Below are 15,944 nucleotides of genomic sequence, written 5' to 3'. Positions count from 1 at the left end.
CATAGACCGCAGAGCCGTTCAATCCGCCATACCACGCAATCGCTCGCGCGATGGCGAGCGGGGCATATGGCTTGGCGGGGTGGAGCAAGTTACATTTGCCGCCGTCAGCCCCCGGTGACTGGATGCCGGGGGACCCGTAACACAGATGGGAGTAAGCGTGTCCGGTTCGCAAGTCAGCGAACAGAGGCCTTTGACCTCGTTGCCCGGTTACCGGCGCGTTTTGCGCGTGGAGCCGGCCGATGGAGCGGTCGTGGCCATGCTGGAAGACGATCTGCATCGTATGGCGGTGCGGCTGCGGCATGACGGCAGCCGCGTGCTGGCGGCGGAGCCGTTGATGGACCGTGTTCCCTGGACAGTCTGCCCCGGTGCGGCGGAAGTCCTCGAAAAGACCTTCACAGGCATACTCCTGAAGGACGTGACGGTCCGGCGCGACAAGCAGGCGAACTGCACCCATCTGCATGATCTTGCCGTGATCGGCGCCGCTCATGCTCTGGATTCCGCGCCGCTCGAATACCAAGTGTTTATCAGCGATCCCCGCGATGCCGATGGCGGGGAGGAGCGCGAACTGGAAATCCGGCGCGATGGCCGGGTGGTGCACCGATGGACAGAGCGGGCCGGACGGTTCGTGGAGCCGCCATCACTCGCCGGTCTGTCGCCGCTTACCATGCGGGACTGGATCGCGGGCCTTGAGGGCGAGAGCCGGGAAGCGGCCCGGCTGCTGCAATGGGCTTCACTTGTTGCTCATGGGCGCAAGATGACGGACGAGCAGCGCCAGGCCTCCCTGGGCCTGCGCCCAAGCTGTTTTACCATGCAGCCGGATCGCGCGCCGCAGGCGCGCATGGCTGGCGGGATACACGATTTCAGCGCAGGCGGGCGCGAACCGCTCGAAGGCCTGCGTGACAGGTTCGAGGCGGTCTTCGGTTCCTGAAACCGGGGAATATTCGGCGAATACTACCAAGTGGGAGAAGTCATATGGAAATGAATGATATGGTGATCATCAGTGTGGATGATCACATCAGCGAACCGCCCGACATGTTCAAGAACCACCTTTCGGGCGAACTTCTCGAATCCGCGCCGAAGATGGTCAAGGACGACAACGGCAAGGATATCTGGGTCTATCAGGGGCAGAGCTTCGCTTCGGTGGCGCTCAATGCCGTGGTCGGCCGCCCGTTCGAGGAATACGGCATGGAGCCGACTTCGCTCGATCAGCTGCGTGACGGCGTTTACATGGTCGATGAGCGCGTCAAGGACATGGACATCAACGGCATCGCCGCGTCGCTGAACTTCGGTTCGGTGTTCGATTTCGCCGGCGGCCGCCTGCACCGCGTGCCGGACAAGAAGCTCGCGGTGAAGCACGTCTCTGCCTACAACGACTGGCACATCGACGAATGGTGTGCAGCCCATCCGGGACGGTTCATTCCCTGCGCGATCCTGCCGACCTGGGACATGGACGCGACCATCGCCGAGCTGAAGCGCGTGAGCGACAAGGGCTGCTACACCGTTTCGATCAGCGAGAACCCGACCTGCCAGGGTCTGCCGTCGATCCACAACGCGTACTGGGATCCCTTCTACAAGGCGATCAACGATCTCGACATGACGATCTGCCTGCACATCGGTGGCGGCAATCCGGCGCCGCACGCGTCGATGGAAACGCCCATCGAGGCGTGGATTTCGACGATGCCGATGTCGATCGCCTATGCCGCGTCGGACTGGCTGAATCTCAAGGCGCTGCACGACTATCCCGATATGCGCATCGCGCTTTCGGAAGGCTCGATCGGATGGGTGCCCTACTTCATGGAGCGCGCCGACTTCTCGAATTCGCGCCACAAGTACTGGACGCACTCGCTGTTCCAGAACACCAAGCCGAGCGACATGTTCAAGAAGCACTTCCTCAACTGCTTCATTGACGATGCCTTCGGCCTGGATAACGTCGACTACATCGGTGAGGACAACATCGCCTACGAGTGCGACTATCCGCACTCCGACACGCTCTGGCCGGAAGTGCCCGAGCGCCTGTGGCCGACCATCAAGCACCTGACCGACGCACAGATCGACAAGATCACGCACGGCAACGCGATGCGCTGGTTCCGCTTCGATCCGTTCAAGCACATTCCCAAGGAACAGCTGACCGTCGGCGCGCTGCGCAAGAAGGCCGAGGAAGAGGGCGTCGATACCACGCCGAAGTCCTCGCTGGGCGAACGCCCGCTGGCTGAAGGCGAAGTGCGTCCCGTCACCTCGGGCGACATCATGAAGATGTTCATGCGTCATGAGGATGCGGACCGGTTGAGCCGCATGGCCGATCAGGACTCCTGACGGCGTCCTGGCTCCAAATGATCAGGGGCCCCGCGAGAACTCTCGCGGGGCCCCTTTTCGTTGGGATAGGGTGATTGCGCCGAGGGCGGTCCGCGGCCGTGTCAGGCGGCGTGCGAGAACTGCTCCACGTTCGTGGTCACTTCGGGGTCCGGCAGGCTGGCGCGCATCGCGTCGCCCATGCACTGGATCAGTCCGTCCGGATTGACCTTGTCGTCCTTGCCATAAACCACGGCCACGACCAGCGGATGGCCTTCAGGCTGGCGCGGGAGCAGTGCGCAGAGGGAATCGGCACCGGTATTGAAGCCGGTCGGCCCGAACACGTGGCGCGGCTCGCGGCAGGCGTCGATGCGCTGCATCATGTCCGAGAAGTTGAACTTGCTCAGCTCGTCCGCTTCTGCGTTGAGGCGGCGGACCATGCCTTCGCAGCGCTGGCGCGCCACGGTCGAAAGCATCAGCCAGCCTGCCGCGGTGCCGACCAGTGGTTCCTTCACGCCGCCGGCCAGTTCCCGCGTGGCGGCCAGTGCCCGCGGGCTGTGGCGCCAGCTGACGATCTGGGCATCGAGGCCCACCATCGAGAGCAGCGCGACCGACAGGCCGGTTTGCGAAACGAGGCGGTCCATGAGGCGGACGATGCGCCCGTCGCGAACCAGCTCGGGCTGGCCGGAGGTGCCGAGCAGCGCCGCACGCGGCGTGAGGCTGTAGGCGCGGGAATAGGGATCCTTGCGAAGCAGGCCCAGCTCGACGAGGCTGGAAAGGAGCTCCGAGGTGCTAGACTGAGGCCGGTTATACCGGCGCACGATATCCATGACCGTCGCTTCCCGGTGCGTGTCGTCGAAGTACTCCAGTACCTCGATCACCCTGCGCGCGATCTTTGCCTTGTTCGATGATGACGACGACTTACCAGCCATGAGGTCTCTCCTCCCTCCGAGTGGATGTGGAATTCGCTTCTTCCCCGAGTGGGTCCCGGTTTCATTTTGTCCGAGTCGAGCCCAGAAAAAATGAGCTTAATTCGTTTTTTGCTCAGCTTGGTTAGCATCAACAATGCTGTTGATCAAGGGGGCGATATATATACTGGCTCAAGAAACTTGCATTCGGAAGCATTGCGATGTGAGGGGTCCGGCACACCGGCATGATCCTGAGGGTGATTGTCGAACTACGAACGGGGCTGGTCAATGCCGATCCGGCAGGCCATGGCTGGCGCACGACAAACGTCAGACGTGAGGGAGTAACGCGAAAGCCATGTTTTTCGGGGTACTCGGGGTATCAGCGGCGGATCTGGCCAGAGAAGCCGGGCAGTGGCGCGAGCCAGCAGCCTTCGTCGATCTCGGTCAGGAGGAGAACGATGTTTCGGAATTGGTGCTTCCGCCGTGCCCGGTGATCGGGATTGGACCGCGCGATCATCGCCTGGCGCACCGGATGGATACAATCGTTGAAGCCGGTTTTGAGGCCGCCGCCATTGCCGATGCCATCGCGCGCCAGCCGTTGGCTGCTGCGGCGGTCACGCAGCTCCTGCGATTGGTGCCGTCGCTCTCACTCGAAGAGGGGCTTGCAGCGGAATCCATGGCCTATGCCATGTTGCAGGGCAGTGCAGCCCACAGGGCATGGATAGCCGTGCAGCCGTTGCGCGAAGCCAAGCCGGAAGGGCGTGTCGATCTGTCACGCGTCAATGATGATCTTGTCGTTACGCTTGACCGGCCGGAGGCGGGCAATGCCATTGACCGTGCGATGCGCGATCGCCTGCACGAGGCTTTCGGACTGGCCAATGTCGACGAGACGATTGCGCGCATCGTGTTGCGAGCCAAGGGCAAGGCGTTCAGCCTCGGCGCGGAACTTTCGGAATTCGGCACGACGACCGATCCGGCCACGGCCCACCGGATTCGCTGCCTGACGCTTCCGGCGCGAGAGGCGGTGCGGTGCGCCGGACGGCTCGAAGTGGAGGTCGACGGTGCCTGTGTGGGTGCCGGGCTTGAACTGGCGGCCTATGCGCGCAGGATTACCGCCACGCGCCGTTCCTGGTTCCAGCTTCCAGAACTGGCCATGGGCATCCTGCCCGGCGCAGGCGGCTGTGTGTCGCTGACGCGGCGCATCGGGCGCCAGAGGGCCTTGCTGATGATCCTGTCAGGGCGCCGTATCAAGGCCAGCCGGGCACTCGATTGGGGGCTGATCGATGCGTTGATGGACGAGATTTCCTGAAATCCACGCCGCCGCGACGTCAGAACTGGTGAGCCGTTCCCGCGCTTGTGTCCACGGGCAGTCGAGCAGGCACAAGTCGGCCGTTTCGCCGGGTGCGATGCGGCGCTGCCGGGCGAAGTCAAGCGGATCGGCGAGATAGAGCGACAAGGCTTCCTCAGGTGTGAGCGCCTCCCCAGCGCCGATGGTTGCCCCGCCTGACGTCTTGCGGCTGACGGCCGCAGCCATCGCGGTCCAGGGATCGTGGCGGCCGTATGGCGCATCGCTGCCGCCTGCCAGGGCGAGGCCGGCGTCGTGCAAGCTGCGCAGCAGGTAAAGGTCACCGTGATGGCGCGGCTCGACATCTGCCAGATAGCGATCCCCGCGTTCAGCGATGAAGTGCGGCTGCACGCACGCCTGCACGCCCAGTGCGGCCATACGCGCCACCAGTTCGGGTGGTGCTACCGAGACATGTTCGATTCGGTCGCCGGGCAGCGCGCCGCATTCCTCCAGCAATGCCAGCGTGAAGACGAGTTCGGCTTCGGTCACGCAATGGACCGCCAGCGGCCGTCCTTGCGCGTGGCCTGCGCGGATGAACGCAAGCGTGTCCTCGAAGTCGGGGAAAGCGGCCTCGTGCAGATGGAGCTTGAGCGGACCGAGGCGCCAGCCTTCCTGCGGCGCTTCGGCGAGCGAAAGCGCGCCTGCCAGTAAGGTCGCTTGCAGCAATGATCCCCCGGCTATCTGTGCGGCGAAGTGCCGGGCCATTTCCGGGTCGTTGCGCGGGGACATGTCGGTCACGCCGGTAACCCCACAGGCGGTGAGGTTGTGGCTTACCTCGCCAAAATCGGGAGGGCGGCTGCCCAGCGCCTGACGCAGCCATGCATCCTCGTCGAACAGGCGGCCGGTGAAACGTCCGCTTTCACGTTCGAGGCCATCGGGTGGTACGGATCGCGACAGCAAGTCGTCAAGCGCCAGAGAGTTGAGCAGCCACATCCGGCCGGTCCGGTGCTGCAGCCGCAGCGGACGGTGCTGGACGAGCCGATCGAGCGTGGCGGCGTCGGGCAAGGTGCCGCCCAGAACGCTCTCGTGAAACCCGGTGCCCCTGATCCAGCCAGCGCCAGGTCGCGCCAGAGCGCGGGCTAGGCCCTCGGCGTCCCTGACGTCCGGTGGTCCGCAAGCGATCGAGGCCTTGTCCGCCGCGAGACCGGCGAGGTGTATATGATGGTCGTGCAGACCGGGCAGCAGCGCGCCGCGACGGGCGTCCACGACGGCTTCGCCGGGAAGGGGAGGCAAAGTGCCGGTCTCGGCGATGCTGGTGCCCGCGATCCGGACGTCCTGCAGGCCAATACCCCAAACTTCTGCGTTGCGGATCAGCACTGCGCGAGTTCCGGCAGATAACGGGCAGTGTCGGCGCCGGTTGCTCGCACTTCGCCCTGAATGGCGCGGCGCGGGACGTTAGGGAAGGGTGCTCCCACCGAGGTGCCCCACGCCCGGAGTTCGGCGTCTAAGGCCGCCCGGTCGTGAGCCTGTTCCTCGGCTAGAGCCATGGCAACGATCGCGCTCATCGACAGGCCGATGCGCTGGGCCTTGCCACTGCGCAGTGCGGCAAGGCCTTCGCGCGCGGCGACGATGCCGGTGAGTGGGTCGGCAATGGCATCGCCCACGTAGCCGATCTCACCGGTCAGCTCGGCCATGGCTCGCGAAAGGCCGCCCGCTACGCCGCAGTCATTGCCGATGCCGACCCAGTTGGCGGGTTCCTCACTTGCACCATGCCCGGTGACCGAAAGCCAGACAAGCCCGGGCACCTCTCGCACCAGCGCATCGGCGTCGATGCCGAGATGGCGGAGCGCGCGTGGGCGAGAGGATTCGATGACCACATCGGCGCGGCGGATGAGGGCAATAAGTGCGGCTTTCTCCTGCTCGCTGGCGAAATCGACGAGAATGTTGGCCTTGCCCTGATTGATCAGGTCGAAAGTTGCTGGATCGTCGCGACGGATCAGGTCGGGGCGTGTGCGACTCTCGACTTTTACGACTTCCATGTCGGCCTGCCAGAACAGGTGTCCGGCCAGCGGGCCTGCCCAAATGGCGGAAAGGTCGATAACCAGCCGTCGGTCACCTCCTACGCGTTGGCGATGTTCGCCTTGCACCATGACTTCAACGGGTGGCGAGGCAGGGAATTCGTCAGCCGAAGCTACCGGCAGACCGAGCGCTCTCCCGCGCTCAACCAGTTCGGCACAATCGAAGCGGACCACCGCGGCATCGATCGCGCCTTCGGCAGTGTGATCGAAACCGGCATCGCAAAACAGGGCGGGCAGCAACTCGCGGTCGATGTCGCGGATCAGCGTGAGAGCGAACCATCCGCCGTCACGGGTTGGCAGCAGGCGGCTTCCGCCGAGCCCCGCTGAAGTGCGTCCGCTGATGGTATAGCCGTTGTTCGACCCGCGCTCGCCCATCAGCGTTGCACCGTCGAGTGCTGCAATTGCTGGCAGGCCATAGTCATGCGCCATGGCTCTGAGCTGCCGGCCGGCCCAGCGCGCCAGTGGCAGCGCCGGGCCGGATGGCTGGATGTCAGTTGGCAAGGACTTCCTTGACCTTGCGCCGCAGCAGCTTGCCCATTTCGTTGTAGGGCAACTCGTCCACGAACCTGATCTTCTCGGGCACGCGCGAGGAGCGCAGCCGTGAGCGGACCAGGGTTTTCAGTTCATCCTCGCTCGGTGCGTCATGCCCCTCGCGGGTGACGAGGGCGGCCCCTACGGTTTCCCCCCATTCCACCGAGGGAATGGCGCAGGCGCAGGCATCGGCAATGGCGGGGTGCGTGAGCAGCACGTCCTCGATTTCGCCGGGCGACATGTTCTCGCCGCCGCGCACGATCACATCGTCGGCGCGGCCCGAGAGGAAGAGGTAGCCGTGCTCGTCCATGTACCCGGCGTCGCGGGTGGGGAACCAGCCCTCGGCGTCGAGCGCGCTCTTTTCCTTGTATTCGCCCGAGACCTGATCGCCGCGCACATAGATTTCGCCCGCCTCGTTGGGACCGAGCACTTCGCCGTTCTCGCCGCGGATCTGCATCTCGACCGTTGGGATGGGCTTGCCCAGCGAAGTCAGGCGCGCACGGACCTTGGGATCGTCGGATGCCAGCGCCTCGCGGTGATCGTCCGGGCCGAGCAGAGCCACTGTCGAGCTGGTTTCGGTGAGGCCATAGGCATTGGTGAAGCCAGCTCCGGGGAAGCGCTCGAGCGCCTTGTGGATCACCTCAAGCGGCATCTTGCCACCGCCATAGGCAATGGCGCGCAAGCTGCCGGTGTTTACGGTCACGCCCTTTTCCATGGCATCGACAATGCGCGCTAGCATGGTCGGCACCACGAAGGCGTTGGTGACGGCTTCGCTATGCACCAGTTCCAGCCAGCCTTCGGGCGAGAAGTTAGGCAGCATCACGATCTTGCGCAGCGAGTAGATCGAGCTCATCAGCGCCGAGATGCCCGCGATGTGGTACGGAGGCACGACGACCAGCGCGGCGTCGGCCTCGTCGGCGGAGGCAAACTCGACGGTGCCGAGGATGTAGCCCAGCAGGTTCGAGTGACGCAGGATCGCAGCCTTGGGCGCTGCGGTGGTGCCGCTGGTGAAGAGCTGGATGGCTATGCCTTCGCCCGGATCGTATTCGCGCGAATCCGGCTCGGGCACGGTTTCCTGCACCTTGAGCGTGAATTCCTCGCGCGAGAAGATCGTGTGGCCCTGATCGCCCGCGATGCGGGTGATGCGTTCCTCGTCGCCGACCACCAGCGCCGGGGCGACCCGGCCAAGCAGGGCGGCAAGGTCGGCGTCGGGCAGGCGGTAATTGAGCGGGCAGTAGGGCACGCCGGCAAGCGCTGCACCGAACACGGCAATCACTGCCGCTTCGCTGCTCTCATCGAGCAGGGCGACGTATTCGGCCTCGCTTTCCTGGATCAGCTCGAACGCGCCGCGCGCGGCATCGAGCAGATCTCCGTAAGTCCACCGCTTGCCGTCGCATACGAGGGCGACGCGGTCGGATGCGGCTTCTGCCGCCATTTCGAGAAGGAGAGCGATGTTCATTGTCTATTGCGGCCTTGGCGTAACGTTGGGCTGTTGCCGGGATCAGTCGGAAGCGGGGAGCGGCTTGGCGTCCTTGACGACCAGCGCGACGCCATCGACCGAAAGCGAGCCCTTGCCGGGCTTCACACAGAGCAGCTCGTACTTGCCGTCGGCATCGACATAGCGCTTGCCCATCAGTGTGCCGGCCGAGAAGTCGGAGGACAGCGGCGCAGCTTCAGCGGGCTTGGCTTCGCCCATCGGTGCACCGCCGCATTCGATCTGGCCGTCGGCGCAGCGGATCACCATGACTTCGGTGTCGCAGGCGGCGCTCTTCAGGCGGGTTCCAGGCTTCATCTCGATTTCCTTTGTATCGTGTTATCTGCTTTGTTTTTTTGCATGTGGGGCTTGCGGTCCGTCATGCAATTGCACCGCTGGACTTTAGGCGCTCGATATCGTCCCATTCAAGGCCGAGCTCCAGCAGTACCGTCTCAGTATGTTCCGATAGCTGCGGGGCACGAGGCGTTGCAAAGGGTTCGTGATCAAATTGAACCGGACTGCGCACGATCCGCATGGGCGATGAGCCGTCAATCGGGTCGACTTCCATGAATGTGTCGTTCGCGATCGCCTGCGGGTCGCTCCCAAGGTCCAGCATAGTCTGCACGGCGGCCCATTGGCCGCGCATGGTCTGCAGGTGCTCGCACCAGTAGGCGAACGGCTTTGCGGCAATGGCACTGGTAATGAGCTCGCTCGCTGCTGCGCTGTTTTCCATTAGCGAAAGAGCATCGGCAAAGCGCGGGTCGTCGGCGGCCTCGGGAATGCCGAGATGCGTGAAGGTGTCGCGGATGTAAGGGCCGGGGACCATGATGAACAGGCTGATGACGCGCCCGTCGGCAGTCTTGAAATGGCCAAGGAACGGATTGACTGCAGCGCCGCCAGCCTGAGGGGTGCTGACGCGCATCATCTTGCCTGTGTGAAGATAGGTGCCGGCCACCTGACCCATCGACCACATCGCGCTGTTGAAGAGCGACACGTCGACTTCGGATGTCTCGCCTGTCTGCGTGCGGTTATAGAGTGCTGCAGCGATGCCGCCTGCCAGATACATCCCGCTGATGGAATCGCCGAACCCGCCCACGCCCATGGTCAGTGGCACGTCAAACTCTTGCGGTGTGCATGCATGGGCAAGGCCCGAATGGATCCAGAACGCGGTGGCGTCGAAGGCGCCGCGATCGCGGTCCGGTCCCTTGTCGCCGAAACCGCTGCCGCGGGCATAGATGATGTCCGGATTGACCGCACGGATATGCTCGACGTCGATCTTGAGCTTCTGCCGGGCAGACGGGAGGTAGTTGGTCAGGAACACGTCGGCGCTCTTGGCCAACTCGTAGATCAGGGCCTGCCCCTCAGGTGTGGCGACGTCGATGCCGATGCTGCGCTTGCCCCGGTTGGGATGCTCGATCATCGGGTTGACGACGGGATCAAGCCTGGCCCCCGCGATCGTCAGCATCCCGCGCTGGGTGTCGCCCCGTACGGGATGCTCGACCTTGATGACGTCGGCGCCCCAGTCCGCCAGAACCGCTCCGGCCGCAGGGACGAAGACGAACTGGGCGACTTCGAGCACCCTGACGCCTTTCATCACCTGCTTCATGTCCGCTTTCGTCTCCCTTTAAAGGCTCAGGAAAAAGTGCGCCGCCTCAGGCGATGGCGCCCTTGGCCTTCCATTCTTCGATCTTGTCCCATTCGACGCCCATTTCCATGAGCACGATTTCGGTGTGCTCCGATGCCTGCGGAGAGCGGGTGGTTTCGAGCGCTTCGCCGTTCCACTGCACAGGTCCGCGGACCAACTTGAGCGGGGCGCCGCCGTCGGCCGCCTCGACTTCGACGATCATGTCGTTGGCGAGGGCCTGTTCATCGGTGAGCAGGTCGGCGAAGCTCTGGATCGGAGCCCACTGGCCTGAGAAGGTCTTGAGATGCTGGCGCCAGTATTCGAACGGCTTTTCGGCGAAAGCCTTCACCAGGATGTCGCTCGCGGCGCCGGCGTTCTCAAACAGCGCGCGCGGATCGGAGAAGCGTGGATCGTCCGCCGCTTCGGGAACGCCGATATGCTCGAACAGGCTCTTGATGTGGCCGGTGGGCGAAATCGTGCAGAGGTTGATCGTGCCGTTGTCCGAGGTCTGGTAGTTGCCCATGAACGGATTGCGCGCCGCGCCGCCCGAACCCGGCATCGGATTGCGGGTGAGCACGCCGGTTTCCGCAACTTGCGCGATCAGTGCGCCCGAGGCCCATGCCGCGGTGCTCAGCAGCGACACGTCGAGTTCGGAAGTCTCACCAGTCTTCTCACGGTGATAGAGCGCGGCCGAAATGCCGCCGGCGATGAACATGCCGCCGATGGAATCGCCGAACGCCGGAATACCTTGTGAGAGCGGGCCCGGAAGTTCTTCCGGGGTCATCGAATAGGCAACGCCGCTGCGCGACCAGAAACAGGTGCCGTCGAAGCCGCCGACCAGACGTTCGGGGCCCTTGTTGCCGAGCGCCGAGCCGCGCGCGTAGATGATGTCCGGATTGACGGCGCGGATATGTTCAACGTCGAACTTGTTCTTCTGGCGCACCTGCGGAAGGTAGTTGGTCAGGAATACGTCGCACTGCTTGGCAAGTTCGTAGAGCACTTCCTGGCCCTCCGGCGTGGACAGGTCGATGCCGACGCTGCGCTTGCCGCGGTTGGGGTGCTCGAACAAGGTGTGGCGCTGCGGGTCGAGCGTGACGCCGCCCATGTTCAGGAAGCCGCGCTGCGTGTCGCCGCGCACCGGGTGCTCGATCTTGATCACGTCCGCGCCCCAGTCAGCGAGAATCGCACCGGCGGCGGGGGTGAAGGTGAACTGTGCTACTTCGAGGACCCGCACGCCCTCCATGACCTTTGTCGACATTTGCTGCCAGTCCCTAGATATGTTCTTGCGTCCCCTGATGCTCGTGAAAACGAGCTGCAGGAGCCGGTTCTGAAGTTCTCTCCGATTTGCGCGGAAACCCCTTGAGGATCAACCTCGGACCCCATCGTGCGGACGATCATGGGGAGGAGATTCGCGCCTCTTGCAAACAAATGATGCGCCGCAGCAGAGGTGGAAATGTCTGGAAAACCGTTAGTTTTTGCGTGTTGAGGAAACTGCTTTTGCGTTTGCAACAATTGCAATTGACTTTTGGGGAGGCAACTCCTAACCTAGGTTAGTAAGTTGCAGAAACGCACAAAACATTTTGGAGTTTGCACGATGAACAAGTTTGCCCCTCTCGCCGCCCTCGCCACTGTCGCGACCCTCGCTTTCGTCCCGACTGCGGTCTTCGCTGAAACGACCCAGGCCGTTCACGAAGTGACTGAAGAAGCCGCTGCCCCGGTTCAGCTGAACGCCGGCATGATGCTCTACGCTTCGAACGGCTACCGCATTGCCCCGATCTACCGCGTCAATGCGGACGGCAACCCGCAGGTCATTCTGAACGGCCGTCTGGTGACCGTTCCTGCTTCGACCGTGAGCGAAGTCGAGGGCAAGGTGACCACCTCGCTGTCGAAGAAGGAAGTCGCCAGCGCGAAGTAAGCTTTTACGAGCTCTCAAGACGGAAAGGGCGGTCCTTGCGGCCGCCCTTTCTGTTTGTGCTTTCAAAAAAATTGGTCCGCCGTTCCTTTCGGAAGGATCCGGCACTTATCCGAATGTTGGGCCTGACACCTGGTTACCCGCGGCTGACGTTTTCGTAGATGCGGTCCATGAAATTCAGCAGCTGTTCGATCTCCTGATCCGAAAACCCGCTGAACATGCGCTGTTCGCTCTCGGACGCGATGGCTCCCAGCTTGGCCAGCAGGGGTTCAGCCTTATCCGTCACGTAAACGGCTCGGGCGCGCCGGTCATCGCGGCGGTCGCGGCGTTCAAGCAGCCCGTCGGCGCATAGCCTGTCGATCAGACGCCCGGCCGAGGCTTCCGACATCTCCAGGAATTCTGCGATCGTACGCTGGGTGGAGCCGGGATGGCGCGAAACGATTGCGATCATCGCCCATTGAGAACGGGTGACGTTCAGTGCCGCGACCTTGCGGTCAAAGCTGTTGCGCTGGAGACGCGCGATGATCGTCATGCGCAGGCCAACCTGCCGCTTGGGACTTTCCTCACGGATGCCGAACAGGTCCTTTAGAGGTTCTGTCGGCTTATTTTCGGCGTCGATCGCCACGCGTCACTCCTTGCTGTCCGGCGGGGCCGGTGATCAGATGCGCTCGATGATGATCGCCGGGGCCATGCCGCCCGCGGCGCACATGGTAATGAGGCCATAGCGTCCGCCGGTGCGCTCGAGCTCGTCGAGTGCCGTACCGATCAGGATGGCGCCGGTGCCTGCGATAGGATGGCCGAGAGCGATCGAGCCGCCGTTGGGATTGACCTTGGTGCGGTCCAGATCAAGGTCACGGATGAACTTTTCAACCACGACGGCAAAGGCTTCGTTCACTTCCCAGGTGTCGATATCATCCTTGGTGAGACCGGCCTTTTCCAGAACCTTCTTGGCGGCGGGGACGGGGCCGTTGAGCATCAGCGTCGGGCAGTCGCCGGTTTCCGCCATCGCAACGATGCGCGCGCGCGGCTTGAGGCCATGCTTCTCGGCGTAGTCCTTCGAGGCGAGCAGGATCGCCGCGGCGCCGTCCACAACGCCCGAGGAAATGCCGACATGGTGGATCGGCTTGATATCGACGCCGGGATAGACCTGGTTGATCAGTTCCGCATAAGTCTTGCCGCCCGGCTGCGAGGGCATGTTCAGAAACATCTCGAAGGCGGGCTTCAACTGGGCCAGGCTTTCGGCGGTGGTGTCCGGGCGGGGATATTCCTCGTGGTCGAGGATGACGTTGCCTTCATCGTCCTTCACGACGATGGTCGACTTGGCGAAGCGGCCTTCGGCAAGCGCGATGGCGGCACGCCGCTGGCTTTCGACGCCGAGCTGCTCCAGCTCTGCGCGGGTAATGCCTTCCATGGCCGCAATGGCATCGGCGCATACACCCTGGTTCGACTGCGGGTGTTTGGCCTGAAGGCGCGGATTGCCGACGCCCATGCCACCGCCGAACCCAGCTTCGCGCATCTTCATGCCGTAAGCATTGGCGTAGGAGAGCATGTCCATGCCGCCCGAGACCATCAGGCCCGCCATGCCGGACATGATCATGGCCGCCGCGAAGTTGGTGGAGGTAATGCTGGAGCCGCAGAAGCGGTTGAGAGTGACGCCGCCCGCGCGCACATCGTAACCTGCATCGAGCGCGGCCATACGGCCGATGTCGCCGGCCTGCAGGCCAAGCGCCGCCGAAACCCCCCAGATCACATCGTCGACGTCGGCAGTGTCGAAACCGTTACGCTCTTTCAGGGCGGCCAGAACGGTGGCGGAAAGGTGTTCCGGATGCATCTGCGAGAGCGCGCCCTTGCCCATCTTGCCGATCCCGCGCGGGGTCCGGACGGTATCGATGATGTAGGCTTCGGTCACGGTCGGTCTCCTCGAAATCCCTTCGCGCATCAGCGCTGTTTGCGCCGGTCATGCTAGGCTGCATGAGGAAAAGCAATCGGTCCGGCCCGCCCTATCGCGGCGGCGATTGCTATCGTGGGTCAGTATATTGTGCCGGGGATAGGTTGCGCCAATCGATCGTCTTAGCGATGCGCGGCTTGACGTATTTCAGGCCCGGGACAAGATCGTGTGCAAATACGACAGACAGGGGGCGAAGGCAGGATGAGCGACAATACGGAGGTTCGCGATCCGGAAAGCGGCGGCGCCTTTGCGCCGCTGCGGGAGCCGGTGTTCCGCAACATCTGGTCGGCCAGCCTCTTCTCCAACTTTGGGCAGTTGTTTCTCGGTGTGGGGGCCGCGTGGGAAATGACGCGCCTGTCGAACTCGCCGAGCATGGTGGCTCTGGTGCAGACGGCAATGATGGTCCCGCTGATGCTGGTCACATTGCCTGCCGGGGCCATCGCCGACATGTTCGACCGCCGCCGCATCGCGATCAGCGGGCTGGGATTCAGTGCTGTCTGTGCCGGTGTACTCGCGACGATTTCGCACTTCGGGCTGATCACGCCGTGGATTCTGCTGTCGTTCTGCGTGCTGATCGGCGCAGGCGTGGCTCTCTATTCGCCGTCTTGGCAGGCCTCCATTCCGGAACAGGTTTCCCGTGCGCATCTGCCTGCGGCCGTGGCGCTCGGCACGATCAGCTACAACCTCGCCCGTAGCTTCGGGCCGGCGCTGGGCGGTCTGATCGTCGTCATCTATGGTGCCAAGACGGTATTCGGGATGACCTCGGTGCTCTATTTGCCGTTGCTGACCGCTTTCGTGTTCTGGCGGCGCGCGCATGTGCCTTCGCGCCTGCCGCCGGAGCGGCTGGACCGCGCGATGATTGGCGGTGCGCGCTACGCGCTCCATGCACCGGCGATCCGCACGGCTTTGGCGCGTGTACTCGCGTTCGGGCTTTCAACGGCAACCGCTTCTGCGCTGGCGCCGCTGATCGCCAAGGACCTGCTGCACGGCGATGCCGCGACTTTCGGCATCCTGCTGGGCGCGCAGGGCATGGGTGCGGTCGGCGGTGCGCTCTTCGTCAGCGCCATTCGCGCCCGCCTGTCGACCGAACTGGCCGTGCGTCTCTTTGCCGTGGGTTCCGGTATCGCTCTCGTGGCCATCGGGTTCAGCCATTCGCTGGCGGTGTCGTGCGCGGCGTTCCTGGTCGTGGGTGCCTGCAATATCCTGACCATCGCCATGTTGAACGTGACTGTCCAACTGTCCGCGCCACGCTGGGTTACGGCGCGCGCGCTGTCGCTGTTCTCGTCGGCGATCACGGCCGGAATCGGCATTGGCGCGTGGGGCTGGGGTGTGGTCGCCGCGCATAACGATGTCGCTTTCGCGGTCGTTGCGTCGGGTGTCGCCGTCTGCGCGACGGCCCTGCTCGGCTGGGTGCTGCCGATCGCCCGGGACCAGATGATGGACACCGATTCCATCGACATCGGTTACGAACCGGAAGTGGGGCTGGCGCTGACGATGCGCTCAGGCCCCGTCGTGGTCGAGGTGGAATACGATGTCGATCCCGAGCAGGCACGCGACTTCTATGGTGTCATGATGCGGATGCAGGGGATGCGCAGCCGGATTGGCGCTTTCGACTGGTCGATTGCGCGCGACATCGCCAATCCGGCATTGTGGACCGAGAGGTATCATTGCCCGACATGGGGTGATTACCTGCGGATGCGCGGCCGTTACACGCAGGCCGACTATGATGTGCAGACCGAGGCCGATTCCTACAATCGGTCAAAGGAAGGCCGCCGGGTTCACCGCCGTCTGGAGCGGCCGTTCGGCTCCGTCCGCTGGAAGGCAGAGTCGTACGATCCGCATCAGGAAACCGTGGGTTACATCGGTCCCTGAACGGCAGTTCTCAAGATGCTGCA

Annotated in this window: 14 protein-coding genes; 5 read left to right on the top strand and 9 right to left on the bottom strand. The window is 63.6% G+C overall.

Translation table 11 applies throughout. The annotated features are described in order from the left end of the window. Positions 1-226: 226 nt before the first annotated feature. Entirely contained in the window at positions 227-928 is a 702-nt protein-coding gene (locus MTR64_RS03055) for a DUF2889 domain-containing protein (protein WP_243990633.1), read from the top strand. Between the two features lie 44 nt (positions 929-972). After that, positions 973-2,313 carry an amidohydrolase family protein gene (locus MTR64_RS03050; protein ID WP_243990632.1) on the top strand — a complete coding sequence of 447 codons (1,341 nt, stop codon included), beginning with the start codon at positions 973-975 and terminating at the stop codon, positions 2,311-2,313. Positions 2,314-2,414: 101 nt separating this feature from the next. Here MTR64_RS03050 and MTR64_RS03045 read toward each other — a convergent pair whose 3' ends face one another. Further along, on the bottom strand, positions 2,415-3,221 hold the full coding sequence (locus MTR64_RS03045) for a helix-turn-helix domain-containing protein (protein WP_243990631.1): 807 nt from the start codon (positions 3,219-3,221) through the stop codon (positions 2,415-2,417). 331 nt (positions 3,222-3,552) lie between these two features. Here MTR64_RS03045 and MTR64_RS03040 point away from each other — a divergent pair, with 331 nt between their 5' ends. Next, a complete protein-coding gene (locus MTR64_RS03040) occupies positions 3,553-4,506 on the top strand; it encodes an enoyl-CoA hydratase/isomerase family protein (protein WP_243990625.1) in 954 nt (317 codons plus the stop codon). On the opposite strand, the gene MTR64_RS03035 is transcribed toward MTR64_RS03040, so the two are convergent. The 6 genes from MTR64_RS03035 to MTR64_RS03010 form a co-directional block, all read right to left on the bottom strand. Beyond that, positions 4,432-5,859 (bottom strand): amidohydrolase family protein, encoded by a 1,428-nt coding sequence (locus MTR64_RS03035; protein WP_243990623.1) that lies wholly within the window; start codon positions 5,857-5,859, stop codon positions 4,432-4,434. The genes MTR64_RS03040 and MTR64_RS03035 overlap by 75 nt on opposite strands. Continuing rightward, on the bottom strand, positions 5,853-7,061 hold the full coding sequence (locus MTR64_RS03030) for a CoA transferase (protein WP_243990622.1): 1,209 nt from the start codon (positions 7,059-7,061) through the stop codon (positions 5,853-5,855). The genes MTR64_RS03035 and MTR64_RS03030 overlap by 7 nt, the downstream gene beginning before the upstream one ends. Further along, the gene (locus MTR64_RS03025; protein WP_243990619.1) at positions 7,051-8,550 is read right to left on the bottom strand and encodes a class I adenylate-forming enzyme family protein; all 1,500 of its coding nucleotides are present in this window, start codon (positions 8,548-8,550) and stop codon (positions 7,051-7,053) included. The genes MTR64_RS03030 and MTR64_RS03025 overlap by 11 nt, the downstream gene beginning before the upstream one ends. 42 nt (positions 8,551-8,592) lie before the next feature. Further along, positions 8,593-8,883: a hypothetical protein gene (locus MTR64_RS03020; protein ID WP_243990617.1), complete on the bottom strand. Its 291-nt coding sequence runs from the start codon at positions 8,881-8,883 to the stop codon at positions 8,593-8,595. A 61-nt stretch (positions 8,884-8,944) separates the two neighbouring features. Further along, positions 8,945-10,171 (bottom strand): CaiB/BaiF CoA transferase family protein, encoded by a 1,227-nt coding sequence (locus tag MTR64_RS03015; RefSeq protein ID WP_243990615.1) that lies wholly within the window; start codon positions 10,169-10,171, stop codon positions 8,945-8,947. Between the two features lie 46 nt (positions 10,172-10,217). Further along, entirely contained in the window at positions 10,218-11,447 is a 1,230-nt protein-coding gene (locus MTR64_RS03010; RefSeq protein ID WP_243990613.1) for a CaiB/BaiF CoA transferase family protein, read from the bottom strand. A 336-nt stretch (positions 11,448-11,783) separates the two neighbouring features. Here MTR64_RS03010 and MTR64_RS03005 point away from each other — a divergent pair, with 336 nt between their 5' ends. Beyond that, positions 11,784-12,104 (top strand): hypothetical protein, encoded by a 321-nt coding sequence (locus tag MTR64_RS03005; RefSeq protein WP_243990611.1) that lies wholly within the window; start codon positions 11,784-11,786, stop codon positions 12,102-12,104. Between the two features lie 133 nt (positions 12,105-12,237). Here the strand turns inward: MTR64_RS03005 and MTR64_RS03000 are convergent, their stop codons facing one another. Both MTR64_RS03000 and MTR64_RS02995 read right to left on the bottom strand, forming a co-directional pair. Further along, on the bottom strand, positions 12,238-12,726 hold the full coding sequence (locus tag MTR64_RS03000) for a MarR family winged helix-turn-helix transcriptional regulator (RefSeq protein ID WP_243990609.1): 489 nt from the start codon (positions 12,724-12,726) through the stop codon (positions 12,238-12,240). 33 nt (positions 12,727-12,759) lie between these two features. Further along, positions 12,760-14,010 carry an acetyl-CoA C-acetyltransferase gene (locus MTR64_RS02995; protein ID WP_243990607.1) on the bottom strand — a complete coding sequence of 417 codons (1,251 nt, stop codon included), beginning with the start codon at positions 14,008-14,010 and terminating at the stop codon, positions 12,760-12,762. Positions 14,011-14,250: 240 nt separating this feature from the next. On the opposite strand from MTR64_RS02995, the gene MTR64_RS02990 reads away from it, so the two are divergent. Next, complete coding sequence (locus MTR64_RS02990; RefSeq protein WP_243990605.1) at positions 14,251-15,921, top strand: MFS transporter; 1,671 nt, start codon at positions 14,251-14,253, stop codon at positions 15,919-15,921. Positions 15,922-15,944 lie beyond the last annotated feature (23 nt).

This window comes from Novosphingobium album (ex Hu et al. 2023) (genome assembly GCF_022832385.1).
In the GTDB taxonomy this organism is placed as follows: Bacteria; Pseudomonadota; Alphaproteobacteria; order Sphingomonadales; family Sphingomonadaceae; genus Novosphingobium; species Novosphingobium album.
The sequence above is the reverse complement of the archived record's forward strand: the minus strand, read 5'-3'. Positions and strand labels throughout refer to the sequence as shown.

Bases quoted from the DNA above. Each gene is read 5' to 3' on its own strand.
- MTR64_RS03050 (WP_243990632.1), top strand. From the start codon at position 973: ATGGAAATGAATGATATGGTGATCATCAGTGTGGATGATCACATCAGC.
- MTR64_RS03045 (WP_243990631.1), bottom strand. From the start codon at position 3,221: ATGGCTGGTAAGTCGTCGTCATCATCGAACAAGGCAAAGATCGCGCGC.
- MTR64_RS03040 (WP_243990625.1), top strand. From the start codon at position 3,553: ATGTTTTTCGGGGTACTCGGGGTATCAGCGGCGGATCTGGCCAGAGAA.
- MTR64_RS03025 (WP_243990619.1), bottom strand. From the start codon at position 8,550: ATGAACATCGCTCTCCTTCTCGAAATGGCGGCAGAAGCCGCATCCGAC.
- MTR64_RS03020 (WP_243990617.1), bottom strand. From the start codon at position 8,883: ATGAAGCCTGGAACCCGCCTGAAGAGCGCCGCCTGCGACACCGAAGTC.
- MTR64_RS03015 (WP_243990615.1), bottom strand. From the start codon at position 10,171: ATGAAGCAGGTGATGAAAGGCGTCAGGGTGCTCGAAGTCGCCCAGTTC.
- MTR64_RS03010 (WP_243990613.1), bottom strand. From the start codon at position 11,447: ATGTCGACAAAGGTCATGGAGGGCGTGCGGGTCCTCGAAGTAGCACAG.
- MTR64_RS03005 (WP_243990611.1), top strand. From the start codon at position 11,784: ATGAACAAGTTTGCCCCTCTCGCCGCCCTCGCCACTGTCGCGACCCTC.
- MTR64_RS02990 (WP_243990605.1), top strand. From the start codon at position 14,251: ATGAGCGACAATACGGAGGTTCGCGATCCGGAAAGCGGCGGCGCCTTT.